This is a genomic window from Sphingomonas sp. BK069, assembly GCF_014193405.1.
Taxonomy (GTDB): domain Bacteria; phylum Pseudomonadota; class Alphaproteobacteria; order Sphingomonadales; family Sphingomonadaceae; genus Sphingomonas.
On the sequence record NZ_JACHZH010000001.1, the window covers coordinates 270881 to 297197 of the forward strand.

The window sequence follows — 26317 nt, forward strand, 5'->3', positions numbered from 1 at the left end:
AGCGCGTGATCGAAGCCGCGATGATCTGGAACGAGCCCAACAACAAGTCGCACTGGGACCCGGAGGTCGATCCCGACTGGAGCCTCTTCGCCGACACCGTGTCGCGCGCCGGCGCGGCGATCGCGTCGGTCAACCCCGACGTGACCCGCGTGCTCGGCGGCATGTCGCCGATCGATCCCCTGTGGGTCAAACGGCTGGAGGCGCACGGTTGCCTCGACGCGGTCGACGTGCTCGCCGTGCACGGCTTCCCGCTCGATTGGAATCTGTGGTCGATTCACGACTGGCCCGCCAAGGTGGCCGAGATCGAGGCGGTCACCGACAAGCCGGTGTGGGTCACCGAGGTGGGCGTTGGTTCGTTCGGCGCGGAAGAGGTGCAGGTGTTCGGCGTCGAGAAGACCGCCGAGCTGCTGATCGGGCGCGTGCCGCGGATCTATTGGTACTCGCTGTTCGACCTGCCGCAGGAATGGGGCGCCACCACGCGCCACCGCGAGGCCGAGGGGTCGAGCTACTATCGCCACTTCTACATGGGGCTGATCCGCGCCGACGGCACGCCCAAGCCCTCGCTCGACAGCTACGCCAAGGTGGCGAGCGAGATGGGGCTGATGCAGTGGTTTCATTTCGAGGACCCGCGGATCGATGATGCCGTCGAGTGGATGAAGCGGCTGGGGACGAAGAAGCTGCGCACCGGGCTGAGCTGGGCCGACAGTTTCCGCCCCAACGCGGTCGACTGGTTCGACCGTCAGATGGAGGCGCTCGCCGACTTCGACACGACGGTCACCTTCTGCTTCACGCCCGAACATCTCGGCATTCAGCCGCACCACACCAGTGCGGCGCGCGACCCGCAGGCCTTCGCCGATTTCTGCGCGTGGATGATCGACCGCTACGCGCCCGCCGATGTCACGCGCCAGGCGGCGCTGGCGTAGCCTGGTCGAGCGTGTCGAGCACGTCCTCGGCGCGCACGTCGCGCTCGATCTCGGCGGTATCGTCCGGCGGCTTGACCCCGACCCGCTCGGCGATCTGGCGGACCAAGCCGGTGAGCCGCGACAGTTCGTGCTCGGCGAGGAGGTTGATGTGGAGGTCGAGGTCGGCGCGCGCCTGCGCCTGTGCGGCCATGCGGTTCTGGCTGATGAGGACGAAGGTGGACAGGAAGATCGCCTCCACCGACGCGATCATCGCCAACACGACGAAGGTCGGGTCGAACTTGGGCGACAAGCACAGGTTCCACGCGATCCAGCCTCCGAAGAAGGTCAGGTGCAGCGCGACGAAGATCATCGATCCGGTGAAGGCGGTGATCCGTCCCGCCAGCCGATCCGACCACGGCGCCGCGGCCTCGACACGGCGTTGCCGCTCGGCGAGGCGGTGGATGTTGTCGGCGAGCGCGCCGTTGAGATCACGCGGTTCATTCATGGAAAGTCGAACGATTGTCGCACGATAATGGAAGCATGATGCCCGCTGCGGTGCTGGTGGCGCCGCGACGGTTCGAGCTGCGCGAGGCACCGCTGCCGGAGCCGGGCGTGGGCGAGGTGCGCGTGCGGCTTGAGGGCTGCGGCGTGTGCGCGTCGAACGTCGAGCCATGGGAGGGGCAGCCGTGGTCGACCTATCCCAGCGAAGCCGGCGGGATGGGGCATGAGGGCTGGGGCGTCGTCGATGCGGTGGGCGAGGGCGTCAGCGATGTCGCGCTCGGCGAGCGGGTGACGATGCTGTCGGGGCATAGCTTCGCCTCTTATGACGTGGCGGCGGTCGACCAGCTGGTGCGGCTCCCCGCCGGGCTCGACGGGCGCGCCTTCCCGGGCGAGCCGCTGGCATGCGCGATGAACATCTTCCGTCGCAGCGCGATCGAGCCCGGCCAGACCGTGGCGATCGTGGGGATCGGCTTCCTCGGCGCGGTGCTGACGAAGCTGGCGAGCGACGCGGGCGCGCGGGTGATCGCGATCTCGCGCCGGCCTGAGTCGCTCGCGCTGGCGACCCGCTACGGCGCTGCCGAGACGATCGCGATGGACGATCACTGGGCGATCATCGAGCGCGTCAGGCAGCTCACCGGCGACGCGCTGTGCGCGCGCGTGATCGAGGCGGTCGGCAAGCAATGGCCGCTCGACCTCGCCTCGGCGATCACCGGCTTCGGCGGGCGCCTGATCGTGGCGGGCTATCATCAGGACGGGCCGCGCCAGGTCAACATGCAGGACTGGAACTGGAAGGGGATCGACGTGATCAACGCGCACGAGCGCGACCCGCGCGTCAACCGGCGCGGCCTGGAGGAAGCGGTCGAGGCGGTCGCGAGCGGGCGGATCGACCTCGCGCCGCTGCTGACGCATCATTTCCCGCTGAGCGAGCTCGATGCCGCGATCGCGGCGACGCGCGACAAGCCGCACGGCTTCGTCAAGGCGGTGATCGACCTTGGGTAGGGCGGCCAAGCCCCGCGTCGGCTTCCTCGGGACCGGCTGGATCGGCCGCCATCGCATGGCGGCGATGATCGCGAGCGACTGCATCGAGCCGGTCGCGGTGTGCGAGCCCGGCGCGGACAATCTGCGCGAGGCGCTGGCGCTCGCGCCGGGACTGCGCGCGGTGGCGACGCTGGACGAGCTGCTCGCGCTCGATCTCGACGGCGTGGTGATCGCGACGCCGAGCGCGCTCCACGCCGACCAGTCGATCCGGGCGCTGGAGGCGGGCGCGGCCGTGTTCTGCCAGAAGCCGCTCGGGCGCGACGCGGACGAGGCGGCGGCGGTGGTCGCGGCGGCGCGCGCGGCCGACCGGCTGCTCGGGCTCGACCTGTCGTACCGCTACACCGAAGGCGTGCGCCAGATCGGCGAGTTGCTGTCGCGCGACGCGCTCGGCCGGCTTTTCGCGATCGATCTCACCTTCCACAACGCTTACGGCCCGGACAAGCCGTGGTTCTATGACAAGGCCCAGGCGGGCGGCGGCTGCGTGATGGACCTCGGCATTCATCTCGCCGATTTGGCATTGTGGCTCACCGGCTTCCCGGAGGCCGAGGTGACCGACGCCGCGCTCTATGCCGGCGGCGCACCGTTGGGTCAGGGCGCCGTAGAGGATTATGCGGTCGCTACGGTGCGGCTCGGCGACGGTGTGACGCTTCGGCTGGCCTGTTCCTGGCGGCTCCACGCCGGGCAGGACGCGGTGATCGAGGCGGCCTTCTACGGCGCGGCCGGCGGCGCGGCGCTGCGCAACATCGGCGGCTCCTTCTACGACTTCACCGCGGAGCATTTCCGCGGCACCGCGCGCGAGACGCTCGCGCTTCCGCCCGACGACTGGGGCGGGCGCGCCGCGGTCGACTGGGCCGAGCGGCTCGCGGCGGGCGCACGCTTCGACGAGGGCGCGGAGCGGTTCGTGCGTACCGCCGCGCTGCTCGACTCGATCTACGCGCGGGCGCGGGGCGCGTAGCGGGGCGGACGCGACCGCCCCGCACGCCGTTCAGCTCTCCGCGCTACCCTCGACATCGAACAGCGAGCGATACTGGCGCGGCTGCGAGCGCAGATACTGGTCGGGCGCTTTGACGCGCCCGCCGAGGTGCGCCGCGGCGTGCCACGGCCAGCGCGGGTCGTAGAGGATCGTCCGGGCCAGCGCGATCAGGTCGGCGTCGCCGGTGCCGACGATCGCCTCGGCCTGCTCATAATCGGTGATCAGCCCGACCGCGACGACCGGCAGCGATACCGCCTGCTTCACCGCGCGCGCCAGCGGCACCTGGTAGCTCGGCCCGACCGGGATCTCCTGGCGCGGGTCGAGCCCGCCGCCGGAGACGTGGATCGCCGCGCAGCCGCGCGTCTCCAGCGCCTGGGCGAAGGCGATCGTCTGCTCGGCGTCCCAACCGCCCTCGACCCAGTCGCTGCCCGAGACCCGCATCGTCACCGCGCGATCGGCCGGAAAAGCGGCGCGCACCGCGTCGAACACCTCGAGCGGGAAGCGCAGCCGGTTCTCCAGGCTGCCGCCATATTCGTCGTCACGACGGTTCGACAGCGGCGAGAGGAACTGGTGGAGCAGATAGCCATGAGCGCCGTGCAGCTGCACCGCGTCGATACCGAGCCGGGCCGCGCGATGCGCCGCCGCGACGAAGGCGTCGCGCACCCGCGTCAGTCCGTCTCGGTCGAGCGCGGCGGGCGGGTTCTCGCCCTCGGCGAAGGCCAACGGGGAGGGGGCGACCGTCTGCCAGCCGTTGGCATGGTCGGGCGCGAGCTGCTTGCCGCCGTGCCACGGCAGGTCGGTGGACGCCTTGCGACCGGCATGCGCCAGCTGGAGGGCGATCGGCATGTCCGAGTGGCGCCGCACCGACTCGAGCACGCGCGCCATCGCCGCCTCGGTGGCGTCGTCCCACAGACCGACGTCGGCGTAGGTGATGCGACCTTCGGGCTCGACCGCCGTGGCCTCGATCGTCAGCAGCGCCGCACCGGACAGTGCGAGCTGGCCGAGGTGGATCAGGTGCCAGTCGGTCATGCAACCGTCCTCGGCCGAATATTGACACATCGGCGCGATGACGATCCGATTGGCCAGTGACAGGCCGCCGACCTCGAATGGTTCGAATAACTTGGGTCCGCTCACGCGAGGCTCCTCCATGGGTGAGGGAAGGATACGCACCAGCGGGGCGTCGGTGCCGCGTGACGCGGTGAGAGAATATTTACCCTGACGTGGGATTAACTGTGTCGACGCACTCGGGTGCGACGGAGGGACTCGAGATGATCATTGCCGCCGGCTATGCGATCGGTTTCGGCTTCACGCTCACGGCGGTGGCGCGCACCTGCTGGCGGATGCGACGCCGTCCCGCGCGCGCCTTCGCCTGATCCGACACGGCCGCGCCACCCCCTGGGATGACGCGGACGCGACGATATGGCGAAGGGACGCTCAGGCGCGCGCGCTGACCGCACGCTCCAGCATCGCCGCCTCGACTGGTGTCAGACCGGCACGCGGATCGTCGTTGATGCGCTTGGTGGTGTTGGCAGCGGGCTTGGTGCGGAACAGGCTCAGCGTCGTGCTCTTCATGGCTAACCTCATAACGGGACAGGGCATCTGTCGCTCGTCGTGGGGAGCACAACCGGGTCGGCCCCGCTTTGTTCCCATCGCCGCCAGTCCCTGAGCGTGGCGTGGCGCCATCGCTCAGCTCGGATGCGCCTCCGCTTCCTGTGCGTCGGCCGAGCGCTCTACCGGTACCATGTCGTCCGACGCGTCGTCGGAGCGGGCGCCGGGTGGGTTCATGTCGGTCGGCTGCGGCTCTGCCTGGCGGCGGTCGTCCATCGCTGTCCTCCTGCGTATGCGGGGAGAACGCTCGGCACCGGAAAACGTCGCGAGCCGCGCCAAGATTGCGCGATCCAACCGTAGAGCTGGATTTTAGCTGATCTCACAAGGAGATAATTGGTCGGGGAAAGAGGATTCGAACCTCCGGCCCCTGCGTCCCGAACACAGTGCTCTACCAGGCTGAGCTATTCCCCGACCAGGGTGCCGTCCGGCCAGAGCCGGCGACAGGGCGCGGCTTATATCAGCGGTTCGTCGGCGCGCAAGCGGCTATTCGCACGCCAGCGACGATTGCGGCGCGTGAAGGTGTGCAAGCCTCTTGGCGGCGCCGCGCTGGCGTGGAAAGACCGCGCCATGTCGCTGATCGAGTGGATCGCCACGCTGCTGGGAATCGCCTGTGTCGCGCTCGCGGCACGGCGCAGCGTGTGGACCTTCCCGACCGCGATCGGCTCGGTGACGCTGCTGGGCGCGGTGGTGTTCGAACAGCGGCTCTACTCCGACGCGCTGCTCCAGGGCTTCTTCGTCCTCGCCAACCTGTACGGCTGGGCGACGTGGCGGCGCGAGCGACGGCGCACGGGCGAGGTGACGGTGGAGCGGCTCGGCGCACCGGCGCGGCTCGGCTGGGCGGGCGCGAGCGTCGCCGCGGCGCTGTTGTGGGGCGCGGCGATGCACCGGCTCACCGATGCGAGCTATCCCTGGTGGGACGCGGCGATCGCCGCCGCCAGCGTCGCGGCACAGCTGCTGATGGCGCGGCGCAAGATCGAGAATTGGTGGCTGTGGATCGCGGTCGATCTCGCCTCGGTTCCGCTCTACCTCGCCAAGCAGCTGTACCTCTTCGCCGCGCTCTACCTGGTATATCTCGCGCTCGCGGTGATCGGGCTGGCCGAGTGGCGCCGCGCACGCCACCCCGCGCGCGCGCTGGCGGTTCCGGCGTGACGCTGCGGACGGTCTGCCTCCACGGGCCCGAGAGCACGGGCAAGTCGACGATGGCGCCCCGGCTCGCCAAGCAGTTCGACTCGGTCTGCGTCGCCGAGTTCGGCCGGACCTATTGCGAGCGCTACGGCACGGACCTCACCATGGCCGACCTGGTGGTGATCGCGCACACGCAGGACATGAAGGCGCGCAAGGCGGTCGACTCGGGCGCGCACCCGGTGATCCTCGACACCGATCCGCTGATGAGCGCGGTCTGGGCCGACATGATGTTCGGCCGCCGCGATCCCTGGTTCGCGCGCTGGGACAATGTGGCGGACTTGTACCTGCTGTTCGACATCGACCTGCCGTGGCAGCCCGACGGCACGCGGCTGTTCGGCAATCGCGCGGCGCGGCAGCGCTTCTTCGACCTGTCGAAACGCGAGCTGGAGCGCCGCGGCGTGCGCTGGGCGCTGGTGAGCGGCGAGGGGAGCCGCCGCTACCTCAACGCGCTCGACGCGATCCATCATGCCGCGGGGTGAGACGGGCCATGTCCGCCGAATGGCTGGCGCGGCCGGTCACGCTGCGCTAGGCACCCGCGGATCATGGCCACCCCGCTCGACACGATCCGCAATTTCTCGATCATCGCCCATATCGACCACGGCAAGTCGACGCTCGCCGACCGGCTGATCCAGGCCACCGGCGGCCTCTCCGACCGGGAGATGAGCGAGCAGGTGCTCGACAACATGGAGATCGAGAAGGAGCGCGGGATCACGATCAAGGCGCAGACCGTGCGCCTGTCGTACAAGGCGCAGGACGGCGCGACCTACACGCTCAACCTGATGGACACGCCGGGCCACGTCGACTTCGCGTATGAGGTCAGCCGCAGCCTCGCCGCCTGCGAGGGCGCGCTGCTGGTGGTCGACGCGGCGCAGGGGGTCGAGGCGCAGACGCTCGCCAACGTCTACCAGTCGATCGAGCACGACCATGAGATCGTGCCCGTGATCAACAAGATCGACCTGCCCGCCGCCGAGCCCGAGAAGGTGCGGGCCGAGATCGAGGACGTGATCGGCCTCGACGCCTCCGAGGCGGTGCTCGCCAGCGCCAAGTCGGGGATCGGCATTGCCGACATCCTCGAGGCCATCGTCCGCAAGATCCCGCCGCCCAAGGGGGACGCCGACGCACCGCTCAAGGCGATGCTGGTCGACAGCTGGTACGACCCCTATCTCGGCGTCGTCATCCTCGTGCGCGTGATCGACGGCACGCTGCGCAAGGGTCAGCAGGTCACTTTCATGCAGGCGGGGACGCAGCATCTGGTCGACCGCGTCGGCTGCTTCCGCCCCAAGATCGAGCAGCTGACCGACCTCGGTCCGGGCGAGATCGGCTTCATCACCGCGCAGATCAAGGACGTCGCGATGGCGCGCGTCGGCGACACGCTGACCGACGCCAAGCGGCCCGCGGCGGAGGCGCTGCCGGGCTTCAAGGAAGTTCAGCCGGTCGTCTTCTGCGGGCTGTTCCCGGTCGACGCCAACGACTTCGAGAAACTGCGCGAGAGCATCTCCAAGCTGCGGCTCAACGACGCCTCGTTCAGCTTCGAGATGGAGACCAGCGCCGCGCTCGGCTTCGGCTTCCGCTGCGGGTTCCTCGGGCTGCTGCACCTCGAGATCATCCAGGAGCGGCTGACGCGCGAGTACGACCTCGACCTGATCACCACCGCGCCCTCGGTGGTCTATCAGATCGAGCTGACCCACGGCGGCGGGCACATCGAGCTGCACAACCCGGCGGACATGCCCGACCCCAACAAGATCGAGAGCATCAGCGAGCCGTGGATCGAGGCGGTGATCTACGTCCCCGACGAATATCTCGGCTCGATCCTGAAACTGTGCCAGGACCGCCGCGGTATCCAGAAGAACCTCACCTATGTCGGCGGGCGCGCGCAGGCGACGTACGAGCTGCCGCTCAACGAGGTGGTATTCGACTTCTACGACCGGCTGAAGTCGCTGTCGAAGGGCTATGCCAGCTTCGACTATCACCAGATCGGCTACCGCGAGGGCGACCTCGTCAAGATGTCGATTTTGGTCAACGAGGAGCCGGTCGACGCGCTCAGCATGATCGTCCACCGCGGCACCGCCGAGGTGCGCGGACGCGGCATGTGCGAGCGGCTCAAGGAACTCATCCCGCGCCACCTGTTCAAGATCCCGATCCAGGCGGCGATCGGCGGCAAGGTGATCGCGCGCGAGACGATCAGCGCCATGCGCAAGGACGTCACCGCCAAATGCTATGGCGGCGACGCGACGCGTAAGCGCAAGCTGCTGGAGAAGCAGAAGAAGGGCAAGCTGAAGATGCGCGAGTACGGCAGCGTCAGCATCCCGCAGGAAGCCTTCATCGCGGCACTGCGCATGGGCGACGAGGGCTGAGGCTCAGGCGGCGCGCTCGTCGAGCGGGTAGCGCCGGCGCCCGTCCGCGGGCGCGCACTCGAACCGGTCGCGAACTGCCGCGTTGAAATAGCTGCCCACCGACGGTGCGGCGACCAGCGCGTCATAGGTCGCGTGCGGGACGTCGCGGTACAGATAGCGGCGGCCCGCGCGAAAGGTGACGAGGAGCGTCCGCGCCGCCTCATCGTAGACGAGGTGCTCGATCAGTGACGAGACGGGGCGGTGCGCGTGCATCGAGCGAGAGCGTCAGGCGCGCGGGGTCGTTCCGTCGATCGCGGCGAGCTGAGTCGACAACGCGACGAGGCTCGTCCGCTTATTGTATCCGCACGGATACGGTGCGATGGCGTCTCCATGCGTGTCCTGCTCTCGCTCGTCCTGCTGCTGCTCGCCGGCCCCGCATGGGCGCAGGAGCGTGCTGCGCCGCTCGTTCTCGCCGCCGCCAGCCTGCAGGAGGCGCTGAACGACGCCGCCGACGCCTGGAGCGCGCAGGGGCACCCGCGGCCGGTGCTCTCCTTCGCTGCTTCCTCCGCACTGGCGCGGCAGATCACCGCTGGCGGCCGCGCCGACCTGTTCGCCTCGGCCGACACCGACTGGATGGACGAGGTCGAGCGCCGCGGCCGGGTCGTGCCCGGCACGCGCGCGGTGCTCGCGCGCAACCGGCTCGTGGTGGTGGCACGTCCCGGCACGCCCGACGTGAGCGCGACCCGTGGTGCCGCGCTAGCGCGTCGGCTCGGTGCGGCGCCGCTGGCGATGGCCGATCCGACCGCGGTGCCAGCGGGCAAGTACGGCGAGGCCGCGCTGCGCACGCTCGGCGCCTGGGACGCGGTGAGCGGGCGCATCGTTCGTGCCGAGAACGTCCGCGCCGCGCTGGCGCTGGTGGAGCGCGGGGCGGCACCTTACGGCATCGTCTACGCGACCGACGCCCGTGCGGCGACCGCGGTGCGCATCGCGGGCGTCTTCCCGGCGGCGAGCCACCCGGCGATCGTCTACCCCGTGGCGCGCCTCACCGAGGGCCCGGCGCCGCGCGAGGCTGAGGCGTTCCGCCGCTTCCTGCTGTCGGGCGCGGGTCAGGCGATCCTGGCGCGCCGCGGCTTCGCGCCGCGGTGAGCGAACTCGCCGCGATCGTGCGGCTGACCTTGCTGGTCGGTGGGACTGCGACGCTGGCGACGCTGCCGCTCGCCTTCGCGCTCGCCTGGGTACTGGCGCGCTGGCACTTCCCGGGTAAGGTGCTGCTGGACGGGCTGATCCATCTGCCGCTGGTGGTGCCGCCGGTGGTGACCGGCTGGCTGCTGCTGCTCGCGTTCGCGCCCACCGGCGCGATCGGCGGTGCGCTCGACCGCTGGTTCGGGGTCTCGGTGCTGTTCCGTTGGAGCGGCGCGGCAATCGCGGCGGGGGTGATGGCGTTGCCGCTGATGGTGCGTGCGATCCGGCTGTCGCTCGAGGCGGTCGACCGGCGGCTCGAACAGGCCGCCCGCACGCTCGGCGCGGGGCGGTGGCGCAGCTATGTGACGGTGACCCTGCCGCTCGCCGCGCCGGGGATCGCGGCGGGGGCGGTGCTGGGCTTCGCGCGCTCGATCGGCGAGTTCGGCGCCACCATCACCTTCGTCTCCAACGTGCCGGGCGAGACGCAAACCTTACCGCTCGCGATCTACGCGGCGCTGCAGACGCCGGGCGGCGAGGCGGCGGTATGGCGGCTCGCCGCCGCCTCGGTCGCGCTGTCGCTCGCCGCGTTGGTGGCGGCGGAGTGGCTGGTGCGGCGCGCGGGGCGGGGCGTCCGTGTCCTTTGACGTCGACGTTGTCGCGACAAGGGGTGAAACCCTTGTCGGCGCGCGCTTCGCGGTGGGCGAGGGGCTCACCATGCTTGTCGGTCCGTCGGGCGTGGGCAAGACCAGCGTGCTGGACATGATCGCCGGGCTGCTGCGGCCGGTCCGTGGGCATGTTCGGGTAAACGGGCGGACGCTGCATGACTCCGTGGCCGGGATCGACCTCCCGCCGGAGCGGCGTCGCGTCGGCTATGTCTTTCAGGACATGCGGCTGTTCCCGCACCGGCGGGTGCGCGCCAACCTGCTGTACGGCGGCCGCGACGGAGCGCGGCTGGCCGAGGTGGCGGCGATGCTCGACGTGAGCCATCTGCTCGACCGCTGGCCGCGCACGCTATCGGGCGGGGAGGCACGCCGGGTGGCGATCGGACGCGCGCTGCTGAGCGATGCCGCCTTCCTGCTGCTCGACGAGCCTCTGTCGTCGCTCGATCCGGTGAGGCGGGAGGAAGCGGCGCGCGCGATCGAGCGGGTGCGCGACACGCGCGCGGTGCCGATCCTGATGGTCACGCACGACCGAAGTGAGGCCGAGCGGCTCGGCGATCGCGTGATCGCGATCGGTTAGGACCCGATTCCGCCGCTCGCGTCAGGCCGCGGCCGCTTGCTGCTCGAGCGTCGCCAGGGTCGAGCGGAGGCGGTCGACCATGTCCTGCAGGGTCACCGCGCCGAGGTCGGCGTCCGACGCGCCCTCGACGCGGAGCAGTGTGGCGACCGCGAGCTGGATCTGCGTGACATAGTCGATCCGCTGGATGCTCGCCATGTGGCGGCGCAGCGTCTCGCCGTTGCTGCCGAGATCGTAAGCGAGCTCGTTGAGTTCGTTCGAGGCGAACACCAGCTCTTCGGCCAGCGCCAGCGCGAGCGGTCGCGAGATCGCCCCCGCGCTCATTTCGAGCACATCTTGAGCACGCTCGTGACCAGCGCGTCCGTCGCGACCGGCTGCGACACCATCCCGCGCGCCAGCGTGTAGCCGCCCTCGTCCGACGGCGAGAAGGCATAGCCGCCCGCCGCGCTCAGCGCCTTGAGCCCGCCCGCACCGTCCTCGTTGGAGTCGAGCAGCAGCACGCCCACCGCGTTGCTCGCCGCGGCCTTGGCGGCCGAGGCGAACAAGAGCGAGATCGAGGGGCGCTCGCCGGCGACCGGGTCGCGCGGCAGCAGCCGCAGCGTGCCGTTGGGCCAGCTGTCGATCACCAGATGCGCGTCGCCGTGCGGGGCGAGATAGATCGTGCCCTGCTCTGGCTTCATCCCGTCCGCCGCGACCACGACCTTGGGCGCGACCTGCTCGGCGAGCTTCTCCGCCATGCTCTCGACCAGCCCAGGGCCAAGATGCTGCACCACCACGGTCGGTGGGCAGTTAGCCGGGAAGGTCGAGAAGAGATCGAAGATCGACTTCGTGCTCGACGCGTCGCCGCCGACCAGCAGCAGGCGGCCGTTCCAGTCGATCGGAGGCGCCTTGGCGGTCCTGGGCGGCGCCTTGGGCTTGATGTCGGCCTTCTTCGCGGCCTTGAGTCGCTTGGCGAGCTTCGCGATGATCGCGTCCAGCTCGGCCGGGGCGGCGACGCGCGGCTTGGGGAAACAGTCGATCGCGCCGAGCCGCAGCGCCTCGATCGACTCGGCGGCGCCGTCCTGGGTGCGGGTCGAGAACATGATCACCGGCATCGGCTTGGTGTCCATGATCTCGGCGAGATACTCGAGCCCACTCATGCCCGGCATCTCGACGTCGAGCGTCATCACGTCGGGCCAGGTCGAGGCGACCAGCGCGCGCGCCTCGGCCGCGCCGTCGGCCATGCCGACCACCTCCACGCCCGGGATCCGCTCCAGCGCGCCCGAGATCAGCGCGCGCATGGTCAACGAATCGTCGACCACCAATACTTTCGTTCCAGCCATGACCTCGTCCTAGGCGAAAAGCGTAAACGTAACTTTTATCACGTAGATCAGGCAGCGTCCGCCATCACGCTGCGCTCCACCAGCCGCTCCAGCGCGAGCACCAGGATCAGCCGCTGGTCGATCGTCGCCAGGCCGTCGAGGAACTGCGCCGCCGCGGCGTCGCCCATGTCGGGCAGCGGCTGCATGTCCTCGGTCTGCACCGTGACGATGTCGTTCACCGCGTCAACGATGATGCCCTGGAGCTGCTCGCCGATCCGCACGACGATGATGACGTGGCGCGCGGTCGGGTCGGTGACGCCCCAGCCGAGCCGGTGACGCAGGTCGAGCACCGGCAGCACCACGCCGCGCAGGTTGACGACGCCGCGCACGTGGCTGGGCACGTTGGGCAGCGGCGTGGCGGGCGACCAGGCGCGGATCTCGCGGATCGCCATGATGTCGACGCCCAGATGCTGGTCGCCGAGCTGGAAGGTGATGAGCTGACGGGACATGGGTGGCTCCTCGGATACGCTGGAGATCAGATCAGTGCAGCACGCGCCGGATCGCGGCGGCGAGCTTCTCGGGGTGGAAGGGCTTGACGATCCAGCCGGTGGCGCCGGCGTCGCGCGCGCGCTGCTTCTTCTCCTCCGAGCTCTCGGTGGTGAGCACCAGGATCGGCAGCGAGCGGCGACCGTCGGCGCGGACCTGCTCGATCAGCCCGAAACCGTCCATGCGCGGCATGTTGATGTCGGTGATGAGCAGATCGGGCTCCTCCTCGGGCTCGAAATTCTGCAGCGTCTCGAGCGCGTGCACCCCGTCCTCGGCCTCGACGACATTGTAGCCGAGATCGGTCAGCGCCGCTCGCAGCAGCATCCGCATGCTGGGCGAGTCGTCCACGGTCATGATCGTCTTGGTCACGGGAAAGGGCTCCTGGGCAATTCGGAAAATCAGAAGAACTCGACGTCGCCGACATGGGCGATCGCGGAAACGGGGGCAGGGGCGACGCGCAGCAGCGGCGGCGGCGCGCCCTCGGTGACGACGCGACAGCGCGCGAGACCCAGTGCGGCGCGGAACTCGACCCGTCGCGCGCCATTGCCGCCGACGTCCTCGCCGACCAGCGGGATCTTCTCGTCACGCAGGAAACGCCGAGCGAAGGCGATATTGTCGCCGCCGATGTCGCGGAAGCCGGAGCGCATCGTCGCGCCGCCGAAGATGCGCGCCTTCATGCGCGACCGTACCGCGCCCATCGAGAGCATGGCGTTGATCAGCACTTCCATGGCGTAGACACCGTAGCGCTGCATCGAGGCGGGATCGGACACATTCCCCTCGGCTAACAGGTAATGGTTAAGGCCTCCCACCTTCGCGACCGGATCGTAGAAGCAGGCGGCGACGCAGCTACCCAGAACGGTGGTCAGCACCACGTCCTCGCGGTCGCTGACCTTGGTCTCGCCCTGCGCCACGGTGAGGCGACGGAAGCCGTCGCGGAGCGTGATGCTGTTCATGCGCGGCACTCTTGCAACAGCCGCGGCGCGATGCGGCGCAGCGGCAGCTGCTGTACCACCGCGCCGATCCGATGCGCCACCGCCGGCATGCCGTAGACGACGCTGGTGGCCTCGTCCTGCCCGATCGTGACCGAGCCGGTCGTGCGCATCGCCAGCATGCCCTCGGCCCCGTCGGCCCCCATGCCGGTGAGCAGCGCACCTACCGCGTCCGCCCCAGCGCAGCGCGCGACCGAGTGGAACAAGGTGTCGACCGAGGGCTGATGCCCGCTCACCTTGGGGCCCTGAAGCAGGCGGCAGTGGCGCTTGCCGCCGCTGCCCGCCACTTCGAGATGACGGTCACCTCCCGGCGCGAGATACACCTTGCCGACCTGAAGCGGCGCGCCCGCGCGCGCCTCCTCCACGCTCGGGCGGCACAGCCGGTCGAGCCGCGCGGCGAAGCTGGCGGTGAAGCTCGCCGGCATGTGCTGGACGATCACCGTCGGCGGGCAGTTGGCGGGAAAGCCGGTGAGCAGCTCGATCAGCGCCTCGACCCCGCCGGTCGATGCGCCCACCGCGATCAGCGCATTGTCGCGCGGCCGATAGTCGCCGTCGATCGGTTCGCTCTTGGGCGGCAGCGGCGCGAGCCGGCGGCGCGTGCCCGAGGCGGCGCGGACCAGTGCGGGCAGGCGGATCGCCTCATTCTCACGGCGCAGCGCCAGCTTGTCGAAACACTCGAAGGCGCCGAGCTCGAGCGCGGCGATGCTAGCCTCCGCTCCGTCCGAGGTGAGGGTCGACAGCATCACCACCGGGGTCGGGCGCAGCCGCATCAACCGCTCGAGAAAGTCGAGCCCGTTCATGCCCGGCATCTCGATGTCGAGCGTGACGACGTCGGGATCGAGCTCCTTGATCTTGGCGCGCGCCTCCTCCGCGCTCGCGGCAGTGCCGACGACCTCGATCGCCGGATCCACCGACAGCGTGCGCCGGATCAGCGCCTGCATCGTGAGCGAGTCGTCGACGACGAGGGTACGGACGCTCATGCCGCCACCTTCAGATAAGCGGTGCGCCCGACGCTCTCGAAGCGGTGCGCGACCTCGTCGGCGAGCCGCTCGGAATGGCCGATGTAGAGCATGCCGCCCGTCTCCAGATGGTCAGCGAGCCGTGCTTGCAGCCGCGCTTTCGTTGGTTCGTCGAAGTAGATCATCACGTTGCGGCAGCAGATCGCGTCGAAGCGGCCGCGCATCGGCCATTTGCCGAGCAGGTTGAGCGGGCGGAACGCGATCGCGTCGCGCAGCATCGGATCGACCGTCTGGCGCTCGCTCGGACCGCTCAGCCAAGTGCTGCGCAGCGCCGGTGGCACGGTGCGCAGCGTCGCCGCCGGGTAGGTGCCGGCGCGCGCGGTGGCGAGCACGCTCGGTGACACATCGGTGGCGAGCAGCTTGAAGTCGGCGCGCAGCACGCGCTGCGCCAGCCCGCGGTCGGTGCCGAAGCTCGCCATCAGCCAGCTGTACGGTTCCTCGCCGCTGGAGCAGGCCGCCGACCACAGCCGCACGCGCCCCCCGCCGAGAACGCGCTGCGACAGCTTGGGCCACAGCCGCTCGACGAAGTCCTCGAAGTGATGCGCCTCCCGGAAGAAGGCGGTGTGGTTCGTGGTGATCGCGTCGAACATGCGCAGCCGCTCGTCGGCGTCCTGCTCGATCAGCTTGATGTAGGCGCCGACGCTGTCGAGCCCGCACGCCCGCACGCGCGGCGCGACACGCCCGTACACCAGCTGCGCCTTGCCATCGGGCAGCAGGATGCCGAGCTCGTCATAGACCATCCGCGAGATCGCCTGATGGTCCGCCGGCACGAAGTGGAACTCGCGCTTGAGCGACGACTCGCTGGGCAGGGCGATCGCGGGGATCATGCCGCGTGCGCCAGCACCGGTCGCGGCGTGCGGACGCGGTGCGCCGTCAGCGCGTCGACGTCGATGATCAGCGCGACCCGGCCGTCGCCGAGGATCGTCGCGCCGGCTAGGCCGTCGATCGCCTGGTAATTGGCCTCGAGGCTCTTCACCACCACCTGGCGCTGGTCCTGGATCGAGTCGACCAGCAGCGCGGCCTGGCCGTGGTCGGCCTCGACCACGATCAGCACCGCGTTGGCGGGGTCGCGCTCGCCGCCGCCGAGGCCGAGCTGCTCGGCCACCGGGTAGATCGGCACGTAGGAGCCGCGCACGTCGAGCACCGCGCCGTCCACGCCGATCGCCGTCACGGCGCCGTCTGTCGGGCGCAGGCTCTCGACGATATGGCTTAGCGGAATCACGAAGGTCTGGTCGCCGACGGTGACGATCATGCCGTCCACCACCGCGAGCGTCAGCGGCAGGCTGAGCGAGAAGCTCGACCCCGCGCCGAACTTCGACTGGATCCCGATACGTCCGCCGAGCGCCTGGACGTTCTTGCGCACCACGTCCATGCCTACGCCGCGCCCCGAGATATTCGAGACGGTCGCCGCGGTGGAGAAGCCCGGCGCGAAGATCAGGTTGTCGACCTCCTCGTCGCTCAGCACCGCGTCGGGCAGGATGATGCCGCGCTCGATCGCCTTGGCCCGGACGCGCGCGCGGTCGATGCCGCGGCCGTCGTCGCTGACGGTGATGACGATCCGACCCGAGTGGTGCGCCGCGGACAGCGTGACCACGCCCTCGGCCGGCTTGCCCGCCGCGATCCGCTCCTCCGGCGTCTCCAGCCCGTGGTCGACCGCATTGCGGATAAGGTGCGTCAGCGGCTCGCCGATCCGCTCGACCACGGTCTTGTCGACCTCGGTCATCTCACCCTCGATATCGAGGCGGACGCGCTTACCGGTCTCGCCCTCGAGCTCGCGGATGATGCGCGGCACGCGGCTGAACACGGTCTTCATCGGCTGCGCGCGGATCGCCATGGTGGATTCCTGCAGCTCGCGCGTCAGGTGATCGAGGTCGGTGAGCTCGGAGATGCCCGCCATGTTGTTCTCGGACAAACGCTGCGCCAGCATCGCCTGAGTGATCACCAGCTCGCCGACCAGGTTGACGAGCCGGTCCAGCTTGTCGAGGTCGACCCGGATCGTCTGTGCCACCGCGGTCGGCGCGGGCGCCACGACCGAGGCGACCACAGGCGCGGGCGGCGCCGGCTTGGGCGCGGGTGCCGCGGTCACCGGCGCCGCCGTAGGGGCAGGCGAGGGCGCCGGCGCGGCCGTCGCGGTCGGCGCGGGGGCGGCGGCTGCGGCGGGGGCGGCAGCGGGCGTCTCAGGCTCGTCCGCTACCACGGGCGCGGCGGTGCCGCGCGACAGCGTCACCGCGCAGCCGTCGGTGAACTCGAACACCGAGCGGATGTCGTCCTCGTCCACGTTCGCCGGAACCGCGATCGACCAGGCGAGATAGGAGACCTCGGGATCGATCGAGGCGAGCGGCGGCAGCGCCGACACGTCGCACGACAGCACGCGCCCGCCCATGCGGACGAGCTCGCGCAGCAGCAGCAGCGGCTCGCCGCCGTTGTCGAGCGCGTTGGGGGTGGGCTTGAAGGTGACCAGCCAGTCCTGCGGCCCGGCCGCCGCCGGAGCGTCGGCAGCATACGGCTCCTCGGCGGGAGCGACATCGCCCAGCATCGCCATGAGGTCGTCGAAGTCGTCGCCCAGGCTGATGGGAGCGGGGGTGAAGGCGATCTCGTCCTCGGCCGCTGTCGGCGCCACGGCGGCCGCGGGTGCGGCGATCTCGGCGGCCTCGTCGCCGCTCGCGGCCGCGATCAGCCGCGCCAGCATCACCGCGTCATCGGGCGCCTCGCCCGAGTCGCGCGCCGCGGCGACATGGTCCGCGAGCATGTCGAAGGCGGCGACGATCAGGTTGGTGAGCGCCGGAGTGAGCGTCAGCGCGCCGCTGCGGAGCAGGTCGAGCAGCGTCTCATATTGATGCGTATAGGCCTGGAGCCGTTCGTGCCCGAACGCGCCCGCGCCGCCCTTGATCGAGTGGACCGCTCGGAAGATGCCGTTGATCGTCTCGGCGTCATAATTTTCGGCACGCAGCGCGGCGAACGCGCTTTCCATGCCGGCCAGGCCTTCCTCGCACTCCTGGAAGAAGATCTGCTGGATTGCGTCGAGATCCAAGACGTCTGCTCCTGTGAACCGGGCGGCGCGCGCTTAGGCGGCGGAGAGGTCGACCGCGGCGAGCGCGGCGGCGTCGGCGAAGGGGATGCTGACCGCGGTCAGCGCGAAGCTTTGCCCCTGCGCGACCGCGGCAGCGCGCGCGGCGATCAGGACCTGCAGGCAGGCCTGTCCGATCTGCTCCACCGCGCTGCCGTCGATCGTGAGCGGCTGCGCCTGCTCGACCAGCTTCTTCAGCGCGACGCGGAGCGGCGGCGCGGCCGCGGTGTCGAGACGGGGAGGCAGCACGTACGCCATGGCGAAATCCTGGTCAGTCGGGCGGGAGGTCGCGTCGGAAGCATCGCTCGCCGCGGCGAGGACCAGCCGACACCTGTCCCATCCCCCAATATAGCGCGTTGGGCGACCGGGTTGGTCCCGGGCGGTGCCGCTGCGCCGACTTCCTCATGGACGTGCCGTCCTAAAATGACGTTAAACACGGTTTCGGCGAGAATGATTGCACGGACGGGGCCGAGCTGGCACGGCCGGGAGCGGTCGAGCAAGAGATCGGTGCGGTTAAGTGGATGGAAAGCACTTTCCAGCACTGTTTGGCTCCGCGCGCGGCGCTGTCGCTCCAGTGGATAGACTGACGGGTGTTTGAGCAACTTCTTGATTTCGAGCCCGACGCTGGAGAATTGCGGCGTCAGGCCCAGGTGGCGCGGACGATCGGTTCGCCCGTCGTCGCGGCGGTACTCGAATCGGGCGCGCGCCAGCTGGCGCGGGCGCCGCTCACCGCGGCGGTGTTCGCGCGCTGGCCGGGCGACCGTGCCGCCGCGGCGCTGGCGATGCGCTTCAACGCCGCGCTGCACGCGCTGGCGCGGCGCGACACGCCGGCACGGCTCGGCGCGCTGTACCGCGGCGAGCACCGCGACGTCGACGGCGCGATCGGCGAGGCGCTCGCCGCGCATGATGCCTTCATCGCCGAGTGGATGCAGCATACGCCGCAGACCAACGAGGTCGGGCGCGCGGCGGCGATCCTCGCCGCGCTCAAGGTCGTGCGCGCGCGCTTCGACCTGCCGGTCGAGCTGCTCGAGATCGGCGCCAGCGCCGGCCTCAACCTCAACTTGCATCGCTACGCCTACGACCTCGGCGGAGTCGCGGCGGGCGACCCCGCCTCGCCCGTCCGGATCGCGCCCGACTGGCGGGGTCCGCCGCCGCCCGATGCCGCGGTCGAGCTGGTCGCGGCGCGCGGCGTTGACCTGGCGCCGCTCGATGCGGCGGATGCCGCCACGTGCGAGCGGCTGATGGCCTTCGTCTTCGTCGATCAGTCGGCACGGTCGCGGCGCCTCGAGAGCGCGTTGGCGCTGGCACGACGGTGGCCGCCGCGGGTGGAGCGCGGCGACGCCGTGGCATGGCTGGGCGACCGGCTCGTCGAGCCGGCGCCGCCGGGCCGCTGTCGCGCGATCGTCCACTCGATGGTGACGCAATATCTGGGCGCGCCCGCGCGCGCCGAGCTCGACGCGGTGATCGCCGCCGCCGGTGCGGCGGCGACGCGCGAGCGACCGCTGGTGCGCATCGGCTTCGAGTGGACCGCGGACCGTGCCGCGGTGTTGCTGACGCTCACCAGCTTCCCGGGCGGTGAGGCGCAGGTGCTGGCGGAGTGTCACCCCTATGGCGCCGCGATCACGTGGCTCGGTCGTTAAGTTGCTCGTTAAGCACGTGCTGCGACGCATCACGATGAAATCGCATAGTAAAGTCGCGTAACCTAGGCGAAACGGGTAAGTTGCTCCCGGTCAATACAAGATGCGAATCGGACTTCCGTCTATCTCTCCTTTGTCGCTGCCGATGCGCGAAGCGCCGCGGTGCTGCGGTTCAGGGAGAAGAGATAGTGAGGATCATTCGGTTTTTATTTCTCACAACAGCGGCTTCGGCGCTGATGGTGCCGACGGTGGTGACCGCCGAGGCGCCGCCGAGCGCGCCCAGCAACGATACGGTGAGCACCGGCGTGGCGCGCGCGCGGGACCCGCTGGACAGCGCCACCTCGACCAGCGTGCTCCACGAGGAGGACGTCGAGCGGCTCGGCGCGCGTGGCGTGGGCGACCTGCTCCGCGACGTGCCTGGCCTGCGCTCCGACGCGTCCGGCGGCGAGGGCAATGGGACGCTGACGGTACGCGGCCTGCCCGCCGCCTCGAGCGGCGCCAAGTTCATCCAGGTACAGGAGGACGGCCTTCCCGTCCTGGAGTTCGGTGACATCTTCGGCGCCGCGGGTGTCGATCTCGTGCGAACCGATCTGACCCTGTCGCAGGTCGAGGTGATCCGTGGCGGCTCGGCGTCCACCTTCGCGTCGAACTCGCCCGGCGGCGTGATCAATTTCATCTCGAAGACGGGCGAGGTGCAGGGCGGCGCGGTCGCGCTCGGCAGCGGGCTCGACTATCGCTCGTCGCGTGCGGACGTCACCTATGGCGGTCCGCTCGGTGACGGCTGGCGCTTCCAGGCAGGCGGCTTCTTCCGCCAGGGCCAAGGACCGCGCCGCACCGGCTATGATGCGCAGAGAGGGGGGCAGCTCAAGTTCAACGTCACCCACGATCTGGGCAGCGGTTACGTGCGCCTCTATGGCAAATATCTGAACGATCGTACGCCCTTCTACGACGTCGTGCCCTTCTTCTACGGCGGCACGGAGGACCGGCCGAAGCTGACCCGGATCAAAGGCTTCGACGCGCTGCACGACGCGCTCGCGTCGCGCTACCTGCGGGATTTCCTGCTGCTGGACCGACGCAATAACGTGATATCCGCCGACCTGCGCGACGGGCAGCACCTGCGCGAGCGCGTGGTCGGTGTGGAGGCGCAGTTCGATCTCGGCGGCTGGCTGGTGCAGGAGCGGCTGCGCTACTCGGGCGTGGACGGCGTCGTCACGGTGCCGTTCACCAGCGCCTATAGCGAGGTCAACGATGGGGTCGACGAGATCACCGACACCTTCGATCGATCGCTCGGAGGCAGGGCGGTCTATGCCTCGGGTCCGCTCAGCGGCCGGACGATCGTCTCCAGTCGCGCTAATCCCCTGAACGGCAACGGGCTTAGCGCCGCCGTCGTCATGCTGCACCTGCCGATCCACAGCTACGACGACGTGACGAACGAAGTGCGTATCAGCCGGCTCTTGGACGTCGGTGCCGGCGAACTGACGGTGACGGCGGGCCTCTACACCGCACGTCAGACGATCGATCGTGATTCGTCGTGGGTCACGATGCTCACTGATCTGAGCGGCCACGGCAACTCGGCGCTGACCGACGTCGTAGCGAACAGCGGGAGGCTTCTCACCGATCGTGGCGTGCTCCTGTACCTGAACGCCTTCGATCCGCCGCTGCGCCGCTCCGTGCAGACGGACAATGCGATCAGTGCCCCGTTCGCCTCGCTCAACTATCACGTCGGCAAAATCTCAATCGGCGGCAGCGTCCGTTACGATCAAGGAAGTGCAGTCGGGCGAACGTGGGGTCCGAATGGCGCCGGACGCTTGCCTGAGATCCCACTCGACATAAACCGTGACGGCAGCTTGTCGACGCCGGAAACCAGAGTGCAAGCGACCGATTTCCTGGCGCCGGCGCCGGTCAACTATCGCTACCATTACCTCTCCTATTCGAGCGGTATCACCTATCGCGTGATCGAGCCTTTGGCCGTGTTCGCGCGCTACAGCCTTGGCGCGCGCACACCCGCTACGCGCCTTCTGTTCCACGGCGAACTCGACGCCCACGGCTCACTTCGCGACCGATCGGCCGCGGTGAACAGTGTCCGTCAAGCCGAGGCGGGCGCGAAATATCGTAGCGAGACCTTCGTGCTCAATCTCACCGGCTTTTGGGCGACCACCTTCGACGACAATTACGACCAGGTACGGGACCGTCCGATCCAGCGCGACTATGTGGCGAAGGGGCTCGAACTGGAGGGTTCATTGCGCGTGGGCCTCTTCGGTCTTCGCGGTGGAGCGACCTATACCGATGCCAAGATCGACAAGGACTATCTTAACTCCAGTTTGGACGGCCACGCGCCGCGCGCACAGCCCAAGTTGCTCTTCCAGGCCTCGCCCGAGATCGACCTCTCGCGAGTCGCGTTCGGCGCCACGTTCATCGGTGCGACGAGGAGCTTCGCGCAGGAGGAGAACCGGCTGATCATACCGGCCTTCATCACCACCAGCGCGTTCCTGGAGGTGCGGCCGGCCGATCGACTGCGCGTGATCGTCAATGCCAGCAACCTCTTCGATACCGTCGCGCTGGGCGGTCTCGACGCGCCGTCGTCACCATCCGCGGACAGCCAGGGCGTGGAGGGTACCCCCTTGGTCGGGGCGCGTCCGCTGACCGGACGGACGATTTCGGCGACTGTGCGTCTCGATTTTTAACCAATTTGGGTCATCCCGCCGTCACGCGCGGGATGGCCCCCGCCTCGCATCATAAAAGGGGACGACCGAGTGAGGCAGCACGGCCGAGCGGACGAAGGGATCCTATGATGATCAGGGGAATGAGCATCCCCCGCAAGCTGGCGATGTCGTTCTTCGTCATCATCGGCACCGCGGCGGTGATGCTCGCGGTGTTCTTCGCCAACGTCTGGATGATCCGCGACGCGACCGAGGACAATAATCGCGCGCAGACGATCTACGCCAAGGCGCTGACGCTCGAGACCTCGCTGTTGCGCGAGAACAGCCAGCTGCGCGGCTATCTCGTCACCGGCGACAAGAGCTATCTGAAATCCTACGACGAGGCGCGCACGGAATATGACCGCGCCGCGGCGGAGCTCGACACGCTCCTGACCGATCCGACCGAGCACCGCCTGTTCGAGACCGGGCGCGGCGAGGCGATGAAATGGCGGCGTGACTGGAGCGACCGGCTGGTCGCGATGGTCAAGGCCGGGCAGCGCGAGGCGGCCGAACAGGTGGTGCGCGACGCCGGCAAGGCGGTACTCACCAGCGCCGCGATCCTGCCGCTGCGCGACGTGCGAGATCGCGAAACCGAGGCGATGCAGCGCAACGCCGCGCGGCAGGCGAACGCGCTCGCCCGCGCGACGGTCGCGCTGGTGATCGGCGGACTGGTGTTGATCGCGGTGGCGGTGGTGCTGGCAGTGATGCTCAGCCGCAGCATCGCGCGCCCGATCAGTTCGCTGACCAGACGGATGGCCGATCTGGCGAACGGCAAACTCGACATCAGCGTGCCGGCCGATCGGCGCGATGAGCTGGGTGACATGGCGCGTGCCGTGATCGTCTTCCGCGACGCGGCGCGTGCCAAGCTGACCGCTGACACCGAGCGGGAGCAGGCGATGACCGCGATCGGGGACGGTCTGCGCCGGCTCGCCGACGCCGACCTGACCGCGCGGCTCACGGACGTGCCGCGCTCGTTCGAGCAGATCGCGCACGACTTCAACGACGCGGTCGGCAAGCTGTCCGACCTTACCAAGAACGTGCGCGGCAGCGTCCACACGATCAAGCGCAACGCCGACGAGATCAGCCAGGCGGCGCGTGCGCTCTCCGGGCGGAGCGAGCAGCAGGCCGCCAGCCTGCGCGAGACTGCCGCGGCGATGGACGAGATCACCGCGACCGTGCGCACGGGTGCGACCAACGCCGCCAACGCGAACAGCGCGATGGCCGAGGCGCGCAGCGAGGCGGAGCAGGGTGGGGCGGTGGTGCGCCGGTCGGTGCAGGCGATGAACGGGATCGATCAGGCCAGCCGCGAGATCGCCGACATCATCAGCGTGATTGACGGCATCGCCTTCCAGACCAATCTGCTGGCGCTCAACGCGGGAGTCGAGGCGGCGCGCGCGGGCGACGCGGGCCGGGGTTTCGCGGTCGTCGCGTCCGAGGTTCGCGCGCTGGCACAGCGATCCGCCGACGCCGCCTCGGACGTGAAGTCGCGCATCCTCTCGGCAATCGAGCACGTCCAGTCGGGTGTCGAACTGGTCGACGCCACCGGCAAGGCGCTCGATCGGATCATTGAGCGTGTGGTCAGCGTCAGCACGATCATGGGAACGATCGCGCGCTCGGCGGACGACCAGGCGCAGAGCCTCGGCCACGTCAATATCGCGATCGGCGAGATGGACTCGGTGACCCAGCAGAATGCCGCCATGGTAGAGGAATCGACCGCGGCGTCGCAGATGCTCGCGCACGAGGCCGAGCAGTTGGCAGGCGCGGTCGCGATCTTCACGATCGAGCAGGCGACCGCGCCGGAGGCGACGCGAGTCGCGCGGACGGCGACCGCACCGGTGCGCGGGTCGCGTCCGGTCGCGGTGGCGCGGCCGGCACGCGGTCCGATCCGCCTGGTGGCCAAGGGTGGGCCGGTGTCCAAGGAGGACGATTGGTCGTCCTTCTGAGCGCGATCGCCTCAGCCCGACGCGCGAGCGCCGTCTCGGTTGGTGCGCCGCGGTGTCCGCCGCACGCGAGCGCGATGCGAAGCTGTGCGCCGCGGCATGTGAGGAGCCGCACGCGGCTCGCGCGTCAGTGCGTCCCCGTCCGGCAAGCCAAGCTGCCGATAACCCTTCGCTGAATGGTTCTTTCGAAGCGCGGGACCGTCCCTGGTCGGGCGCACGCACGAATGCTCGGAGACGGGACGCCGCTCGCTCGATGATGGTGACGAGCGGGCTGAGGCAGATCGTCACTGGTCGCGCTCGCCGGATTGTCACTCCGTCAGGATCGAACGCGGGGCGGACGGTGCGGTGATTTCCGCGTGCCGACGTCTTGTCGGTCAGCGGCGCCAACATCTGTGAAACGTGACGATTGGCGCACTCGCGGCGACCACGATCGCGTCGGCGTTGGCGGCGTCACCCTGCGGCTCGCGCTCGCATGCGCGATGCTGCCGGCCAACCGTGCCGGCGAGGTGATGGATCGCCGTGGCGAAGCGCACCGCCGGTGGTCGAACCAGGTGGATGGTGAGAGTCGGCTTCGACCATCGCTATCGACCGCCGCTGCGCCACCCGACGCTCGCACGTCACCTCAACGCGATCATCGTCCCGTGACCGACACGCCGGGGTGGCCGAGCGGCACCGCGACCGCGCCTGCCGGCGCGACGCCGACCCGCGGTCAGGCCGCGCGGCGCTGGGTCGTCGCGGGCTGCGGCTGCCGTTCGACGGCGGCAGGGGCGCCCTCGTCCAGCCGGAAGGTGGAGACGCGACGGGTCAGTGCTTCGGCCTCCTCCGCCAGCCCGCGCGCGGCGGCGGTCGCCTGCTCGACCATCGCGGCGTTCTGCTGGGTCACACCGTCCATCTCGGCGACGGCCGTGTTGACCTGTTGCAACCCGGTCGCCTGATGGTCGGCCGAGGTCGCGATCGCGCCGACCAACGCGCTGATCTCGGCGATCCGCGCGATGATTCGCTCGAGCGCCTGACCGGTCTCGCTGACGAGCCCGACACCGGCGTCGACCTGATCGGTGGAGGCGGTGATCTTGGTCTTGACGTCGCGCGCCGCGTCCGCCGAGCGCTGTGCGAGCGCGCGGACCTCGGAAGCGACCACGGCGAAGCCCTTGCCCGCGTCGCCCGCGCGCGCCGCCTCGACGCCCGCGTTGAGGGCGAGCAGGTTGGTCTGGAAGGCGATTCCGTCGATCACGCTGATGATGTCGCTGATCTCGTGCGAGGCGCGCTCGATCCCGCCCATCGCCTCGACCGCGCGGCGCACCACGTCGCCCGACTGCTCGGCCTCGGCGCGCGTGTCGCGTACCACCGTGTTGGCGCGGGTCGCGCCGCTCGCGGTCTCGCGCACGGTGGCAGTGATCTGCTCCATCGCCGCGGCGGTCTCCTCAAGGCTGGCCGCCTGCTGCTCGGTGCGGCGCGACAGGTCGTCCGACGCGAGATTGATCTCACCCGAACCGATGGCGATGCGACCCGCCGCGCCGGTCACCTCCGCCAGCGTGGCGCAGACGCGCCGCCGCATCGCCTCGAAGTCGCTCGCGAGTGCCTGATAGTCGCCGGGGAGCGCGGCCAGCGGGGTGGCGAAATCGCCGCGCGCCAGCGAGTCGAGCGCGCGGCCGAGCTTGTCGGTCACGTCCTTGCGCGCGGCCTGCTCGGCCTGGAAATAGGCGGCGAGTGCGACGTCCATGTCGAGCAAGGCGGTGCGCACCAGCAGCGCCGCGGCGGCGCGGCGCCGTGCCAACGGGCGCAGCGGTGACCAGCGCAGCAACCGTGGCAGCAGGTGATCGAGCACGCGGGCGTAGCTGCTGATGTACCAGGTCGGCGAGAGGCCGATCCGCGCGTGGACATGGCCGATCTGCGTGGCGCGCGCCTCATAATGCGTATCGGGCTCGCCGCCGAACAGCGCCTGCCAATGCTCCAGCTGCTTGGCGCGGGCGTGGTCCATCATGGCCTGCGAGCCGAACATCGCGGCGGCGGCCGGCTCGGCGCGGATCCTGTCGTACAGCTGATCCAAGGCGGCGGGGGCGTGCGCGTCGATCGCGCGCCGGATCGCGGGGAAGAGGCGATAGTGGGCGCGCGTGAAGCCGAAACGCGCGAGCTTGTCGGAGAAGATAGGAACGGACATCGG

28 protein-coding genes and 1 tRNA gene are annotated in these 26317 nt (G+C 69.7%); 12 read left to right on the forward strand and 17 right to left on the reverse strand.

Translation table 11 applies throughout. The features are described 5' to 3' along the window. Nucleotides 1-5 precede the first annotated feature (5 nt). Nucleotides 6-923 (forward strand): glycosyl hydrolase, encoded by a 918-nt coding sequence (locus FHY02_RS01290; RefSeq protein ID WP_183919761.1) that lies wholly within the window; start codon nucleotides 6-8, stop codon nucleotides 921-923. Here the strand turns inward: FHY02_RS01290 and FHY02_RS01295 are convergent. Next, nucleotides 898-1407 (reverse strand): DUF1003 domain-containing protein, encoded by a 510-nt coding sequence (locus FHY02_RS01295; RefSeq protein ID WP_183919763.1) that lies wholly within the window; start codon nucleotides 1405-1407, stop codon nucleotides 898-900. The genes FHY02_RS01290 and FHY02_RS01295 overlap by 26 nt on opposite strands. Before the next feature lie 35 nt (nucleotides 1408-1442). Here FHY02_RS01295 and FHY02_RS01300 point away from each other — a divergent pair, with 35 nt between their 5' ends. Both FHY02_RS01300 and FHY02_RS01305 read left to right on the forward strand, forming a co-directional pair. Beyond that, nucleotides 1443-2402 (forward strand): zinc-binding dehydrogenase, encoded by a 960-nt coding sequence (locus tag FHY02_RS01300; protein WP_221198453.1) that lies wholly within the window; start codon nucleotides 1443-1445, stop codon nucleotides 2400-2402. Continuing rightward, a complete protein-coding gene (locus FHY02_RS01305) occupies nucleotides 2395-3396 on the forward strand; it encodes a Gfo/Idh/MocA family protein (protein WP_260172548.1) in 1002 nt (333 codons plus the stop codon). Before FHY02_RS01300 ends, FHY02_RS01305 begins: the two co-directional genes overlap by 8 nt. Before the next feature lie 30 nt (nucleotides 3397-3426). Here FHY02_RS01305 and FHY02_RS01310 read toward each other — a convergent pair whose 3' ends face one another. The 4 genes from FHY02_RS01310 to FHY02_RS01325 all read right to left on the reverse strand — a co-directional run bounded on the left by FHY02_RS01310 (nucleotide 3427) and on the right by FHY02_RS01325 (nucleotide 5433). Beyond that, nucleotides 3427-4548, reverse strand: coding sequence for an NADH:flavin oxidoreductase/NADH oxidase (locus tag FHY02_RS01310; RefSeq protein ID WP_183919765.1), 1122 nt, complete (start codon nucleotides 4546-4548; stop codon nucleotides 3427-3429). Nucleotides 4549-4848: 300 nt separating this feature from the next. Then, nucleotides 4849-4986, reverse strand: a complete 138-nt coding sequence (locus FHY02_RS01315; protein ID WP_183919767.1) for a hypothetical protein — start codon at nucleotides 4984-4986, stop codon at nucleotides 4849-4851. 114 nt (nucleotides 4987-5100) lie between these two features. Next, nucleotides 5101-5238 carry a hypothetical protein gene (locus FHY02_RS01320; protein ID WP_183919769.1) on the reverse strand — a complete coding sequence of 46 codons (138 nt, stop codon included), beginning with the start codon at nucleotides 5236-5238 and terminating at the stop codon, nucleotides 5101-5103. Between the two features lie 118 nt (nucleotides 5239-5356). Next, nucleotides 5357-5433: transfer RNA gene (locus tag FHY02_RS01325), tRNA-Pro, on the reverse strand. 102 nt (nucleotides 5434-5535) lie between these two features. Between FHY02_RS01325 and pnuC the strand changes: the two genes are divergently transcribed. The 3 genes from pnuC to lepA all read left to right on the forward strand — a co-directional run bounded on the left by pnuC (nucleotide 5536) and on the right by lepA (nucleotide 8561). Beyond that, nucleotides 5536-6171: a nicotinamide riboside transporter PnuC gene (gene pnuC / locus FHY02_RS01330; RefSeq protein ID WP_183919771.1), complete on the forward strand. Its 636-nt coding sequence runs from the start codon at nucleotides 5536-5538 to the stop codon at nucleotides 6169-6171. Continuing rightward, nucleotides 6168-6686 carry an AAA family ATPase gene (locus tag FHY02_RS01335; protein WP_183919772.1) on the forward strand — a complete coding sequence of 173 codons (519 nt, stop codon included), beginning with the start codon at nucleotides 6168-6170 and terminating at the stop codon, nucleotides 6684-6686. Before pnuC ends, FHY02_RS01335 begins: the two co-directional genes overlap by 4 nt. A 63-nt stretch (nucleotides 6687-6749) precedes the next feature. Then, entirely contained in the window at nucleotides 6750-8561 is a 1812-nt protein-coding gene (lepA, locus tag FHY02_RS01340; protein WP_183919773.1) for a translation elongation factor 4, read from the forward strand. Nucleotides 8562-8564: 3 nt separating this feature from the next. Here the strand turns inward: lepA and FHY02_RS01345 are convergent, their stop codons facing one another. Further along, entirely contained in the window at nucleotides 8565-8813 is a 249-nt protein-coding gene (locus FHY02_RS01345; RefSeq protein WP_183919774.1) for a KTSC domain-containing protein, read from the reverse strand. A gap of 117 nt (nucleotides 8814-8930) precedes the next feature. Here FHY02_RS01345 and modA point away from each other — a divergent pair, with 117 nt between their 5' ends. Genes modA through FHY02_RS01360 form a run of 3 tightly spaced genes read left to right on the forward strand, consistent with a single transcriptional unit; the run spans nucleotide 8931 to nucleotide 10961 of the window. Further along, nucleotides 8931-9686 (forward strand): molybdate ABC transporter substrate-binding protein, encoded by a 756-nt coding sequence (gene modA / locus FHY02_RS01350; RefSeq protein WP_183919775.1) that lies wholly within the window; start codon nucleotides 8931-8933, stop codon nucleotides 9684-9686. Then, entirely contained in the window at nucleotides 9683-10366 is a 684-nt protein-coding gene (gene modB, locus FHY02_RS01355) for a molybdate ABC transporter permease subunit (protein ID WP_183919776.1), read from the forward strand. Before modA ends, modB begins: the two co-directional genes overlap by 4 nt. Further along, nucleotides 10356-10961: an ATP-binding cassette domain-containing protein gene (locus tag FHY02_RS01360; RefSeq protein WP_183919778.1), complete on the forward strand. Its 606-nt coding sequence runs from the start codon at nucleotides 10356-10358 to the stop codon at nucleotides 10959-10961. The genes modB and FHY02_RS01360 overlap by 11 nt, the downstream gene beginning before the upstream one ends. Nucleotides 10962-10982: 21 nt before the next feature. Here the strand turns inward: FHY02_RS01360 and FHY02_RS01365 are convergent, their stop codons facing one another. Genes FHY02_RS01365 through FHY02_RS01405 form a run of 9 tightly spaced genes read right to left on the reverse strand, consistent with a single transcriptional unit; the run spans nucleotide 10983 to nucleotide 18138 of the window. Next, nucleotides 10983-11282 (reverse strand): hypothetical protein, encoded by a 300-nt coding sequence (locus FHY02_RS01365; protein ID WP_183919781.1) that lies wholly within the window; start codon nucleotides 11280-11282, stop codon nucleotides 10983-10985. Further along, nucleotides 11279-12280: a chemotaxis protein CheB gene (locus tag FHY02_RS01370; RefSeq protein ID WP_183919783.1), complete on the reverse strand. Its 1002-nt coding sequence runs from the start codon at nucleotides 12278-12280 to the stop codon at nucleotides 11279-11281. The genes FHY02_RS01365 and FHY02_RS01370 overlap by 4 nt, the downstream gene beginning before the upstream one ends. Nucleotides 12281-12327: 47 nt before the next feature. Beyond that, nucleotides 12328-12768, reverse strand: a complete 441-nt coding sequence (locus FHY02_RS01375) for a chemotaxis protein CheW (RefSeq protein WP_132907593.1) — start codon at nucleotides 12766-12768, stop codon at nucleotides 12328-12330. A 31-nt stretch (nucleotides 12769-12799) separates the two neighbouring features. Further along, nucleotides 12800-13174, reverse strand: coding sequence for a response regulator (locus FHY02_RS01380; RefSeq protein ID WP_183919785.1), 375 nt, complete (start codon nucleotides 13172-13174; stop codon nucleotides 12800-12802). A 29-nt stretch (nucleotides 13175-13203) separates the two neighbouring features. Beyond that, entirely contained in the window at nucleotides 13204-13758 is a 555-nt protein-coding gene (locus tag FHY02_RS01385; protein ID WP_183919787.1) for a chemotaxis protein CheD, read from the reverse strand. Continuing rightward, nucleotides 13755-14774: a chemotaxis response regulator protein-glutamate methylesterase gene (locus tag FHY02_RS01390; RefSeq protein ID WP_183919789.1), complete on the reverse strand. Its 1020-nt coding sequence runs from the start codon at nucleotides 14772-14774 to the stop codon at nucleotides 13755-13757. Before FHY02_RS01390 ends, FHY02_RS01385 begins: the two co-directional genes overlap by 4 nt. Beyond that, on the reverse strand, nucleotides 14771-15640 hold the full coding sequence (locus FHY02_RS01395; RefSeq protein ID WP_183919791.1) for a protein-glutamate O-methyltransferase CheR: 870 nt from the start codon (nucleotides 15638-15640) through the stop codon (nucleotides 14771-14773). The genes FHY02_RS01390 and FHY02_RS01395 overlap by 4 nt, the downstream gene beginning before the upstream one ends. Further along, nucleotides 15637-17844, reverse strand: a complete 2208-nt coding sequence (locus FHY02_RS01400; RefSeq protein WP_183919793.1) for a chemotaxis protein CheA — start codon at nucleotides 17842-17844, stop codon at nucleotides 15637-15639. The genes FHY02_RS01395 and FHY02_RS01400 overlap by 4 nt, the downstream gene beginning before the upstream one ends. Nucleotides 17845-17877: 33 nt before the next feature. Continuing rightward, nucleotides 17878-18138, reverse strand: coding sequence for an STAS domain-containing protein (locus FHY02_RS01405; RefSeq protein ID WP_183919795.1), 261 nt, complete (start codon nucleotides 18136-18138; stop codon nucleotides 17878-17880). Nucleotides 18139-18512: 374 nt separating this feature from the next. Here FHY02_RS01405 and FHY02_RS01410 point away from each other — a divergent pair, with 374 nt between their 5' ends. The 3 genes from FHY02_RS01410 (at nucleotide 18513) to FHY02_RS01420 (ending at nucleotide 24159) form a co-directional block, all read left to right on the forward strand. Continuing rightward, nucleotides 18513-19520, forward strand: a complete 1008-nt coding sequence (locus tag FHY02_RS01410) for a DUF2332 domain-containing protein (RefSeq protein ID WP_221198455.1) — start codon at nucleotides 18513-18515, stop codon at nucleotides 19518-19520. Between the two features lie 233 nt (nucleotides 19521-19753). Next, nucleotides 19754-22201: a TonB-dependent receptor gene (locus FHY02_RS01415; protein WP_183919799.1), complete on the forward strand. Its 2448-nt coding sequence runs from the start codon at nucleotides 19754-19756 to the stop codon at nucleotides 22199-22201. A gap of 119 nt (nucleotides 22202-22320) precedes the next feature. Beyond that, a complete protein-coding gene (locus FHY02_RS01420) occupies nucleotides 22321-24159 on the forward strand; it encodes a methyl-accepting chemotaxis protein (RefSeq protein WP_183919801.1) in 1839 nt (612 codons plus the stop codon). A gap of 371 nt (nucleotides 24160-24530) precedes the next feature. On the opposite strand, the gene FHY02_RS01425 is transcribed toward FHY02_RS01420, so the two are convergent. After that, nucleotides 24531-24689: a hypothetical protein gene (locus FHY02_RS01425; RefSeq protein ID WP_183919803.1), complete on the reverse strand. Its 159-nt coding sequence runs from the start codon at nucleotides 24687-24689 to the stop codon at nucleotides 24531-24533. Nucleotides 24690-24865: 176 nt separating this feature from the next. Beyond that, nucleotides 24866-26314 (reverse strand): globin-coupled sensor protein, encoded by a 1449-nt coding sequence (locus tag FHY02_RS01430; protein ID WP_183919804.1) that lies wholly within the window; start codon nucleotides 26312-26314, stop codon nucleotides 24866-24868. Nucleotides 26315-26317 lie beyond the last annotated feature (3 nt).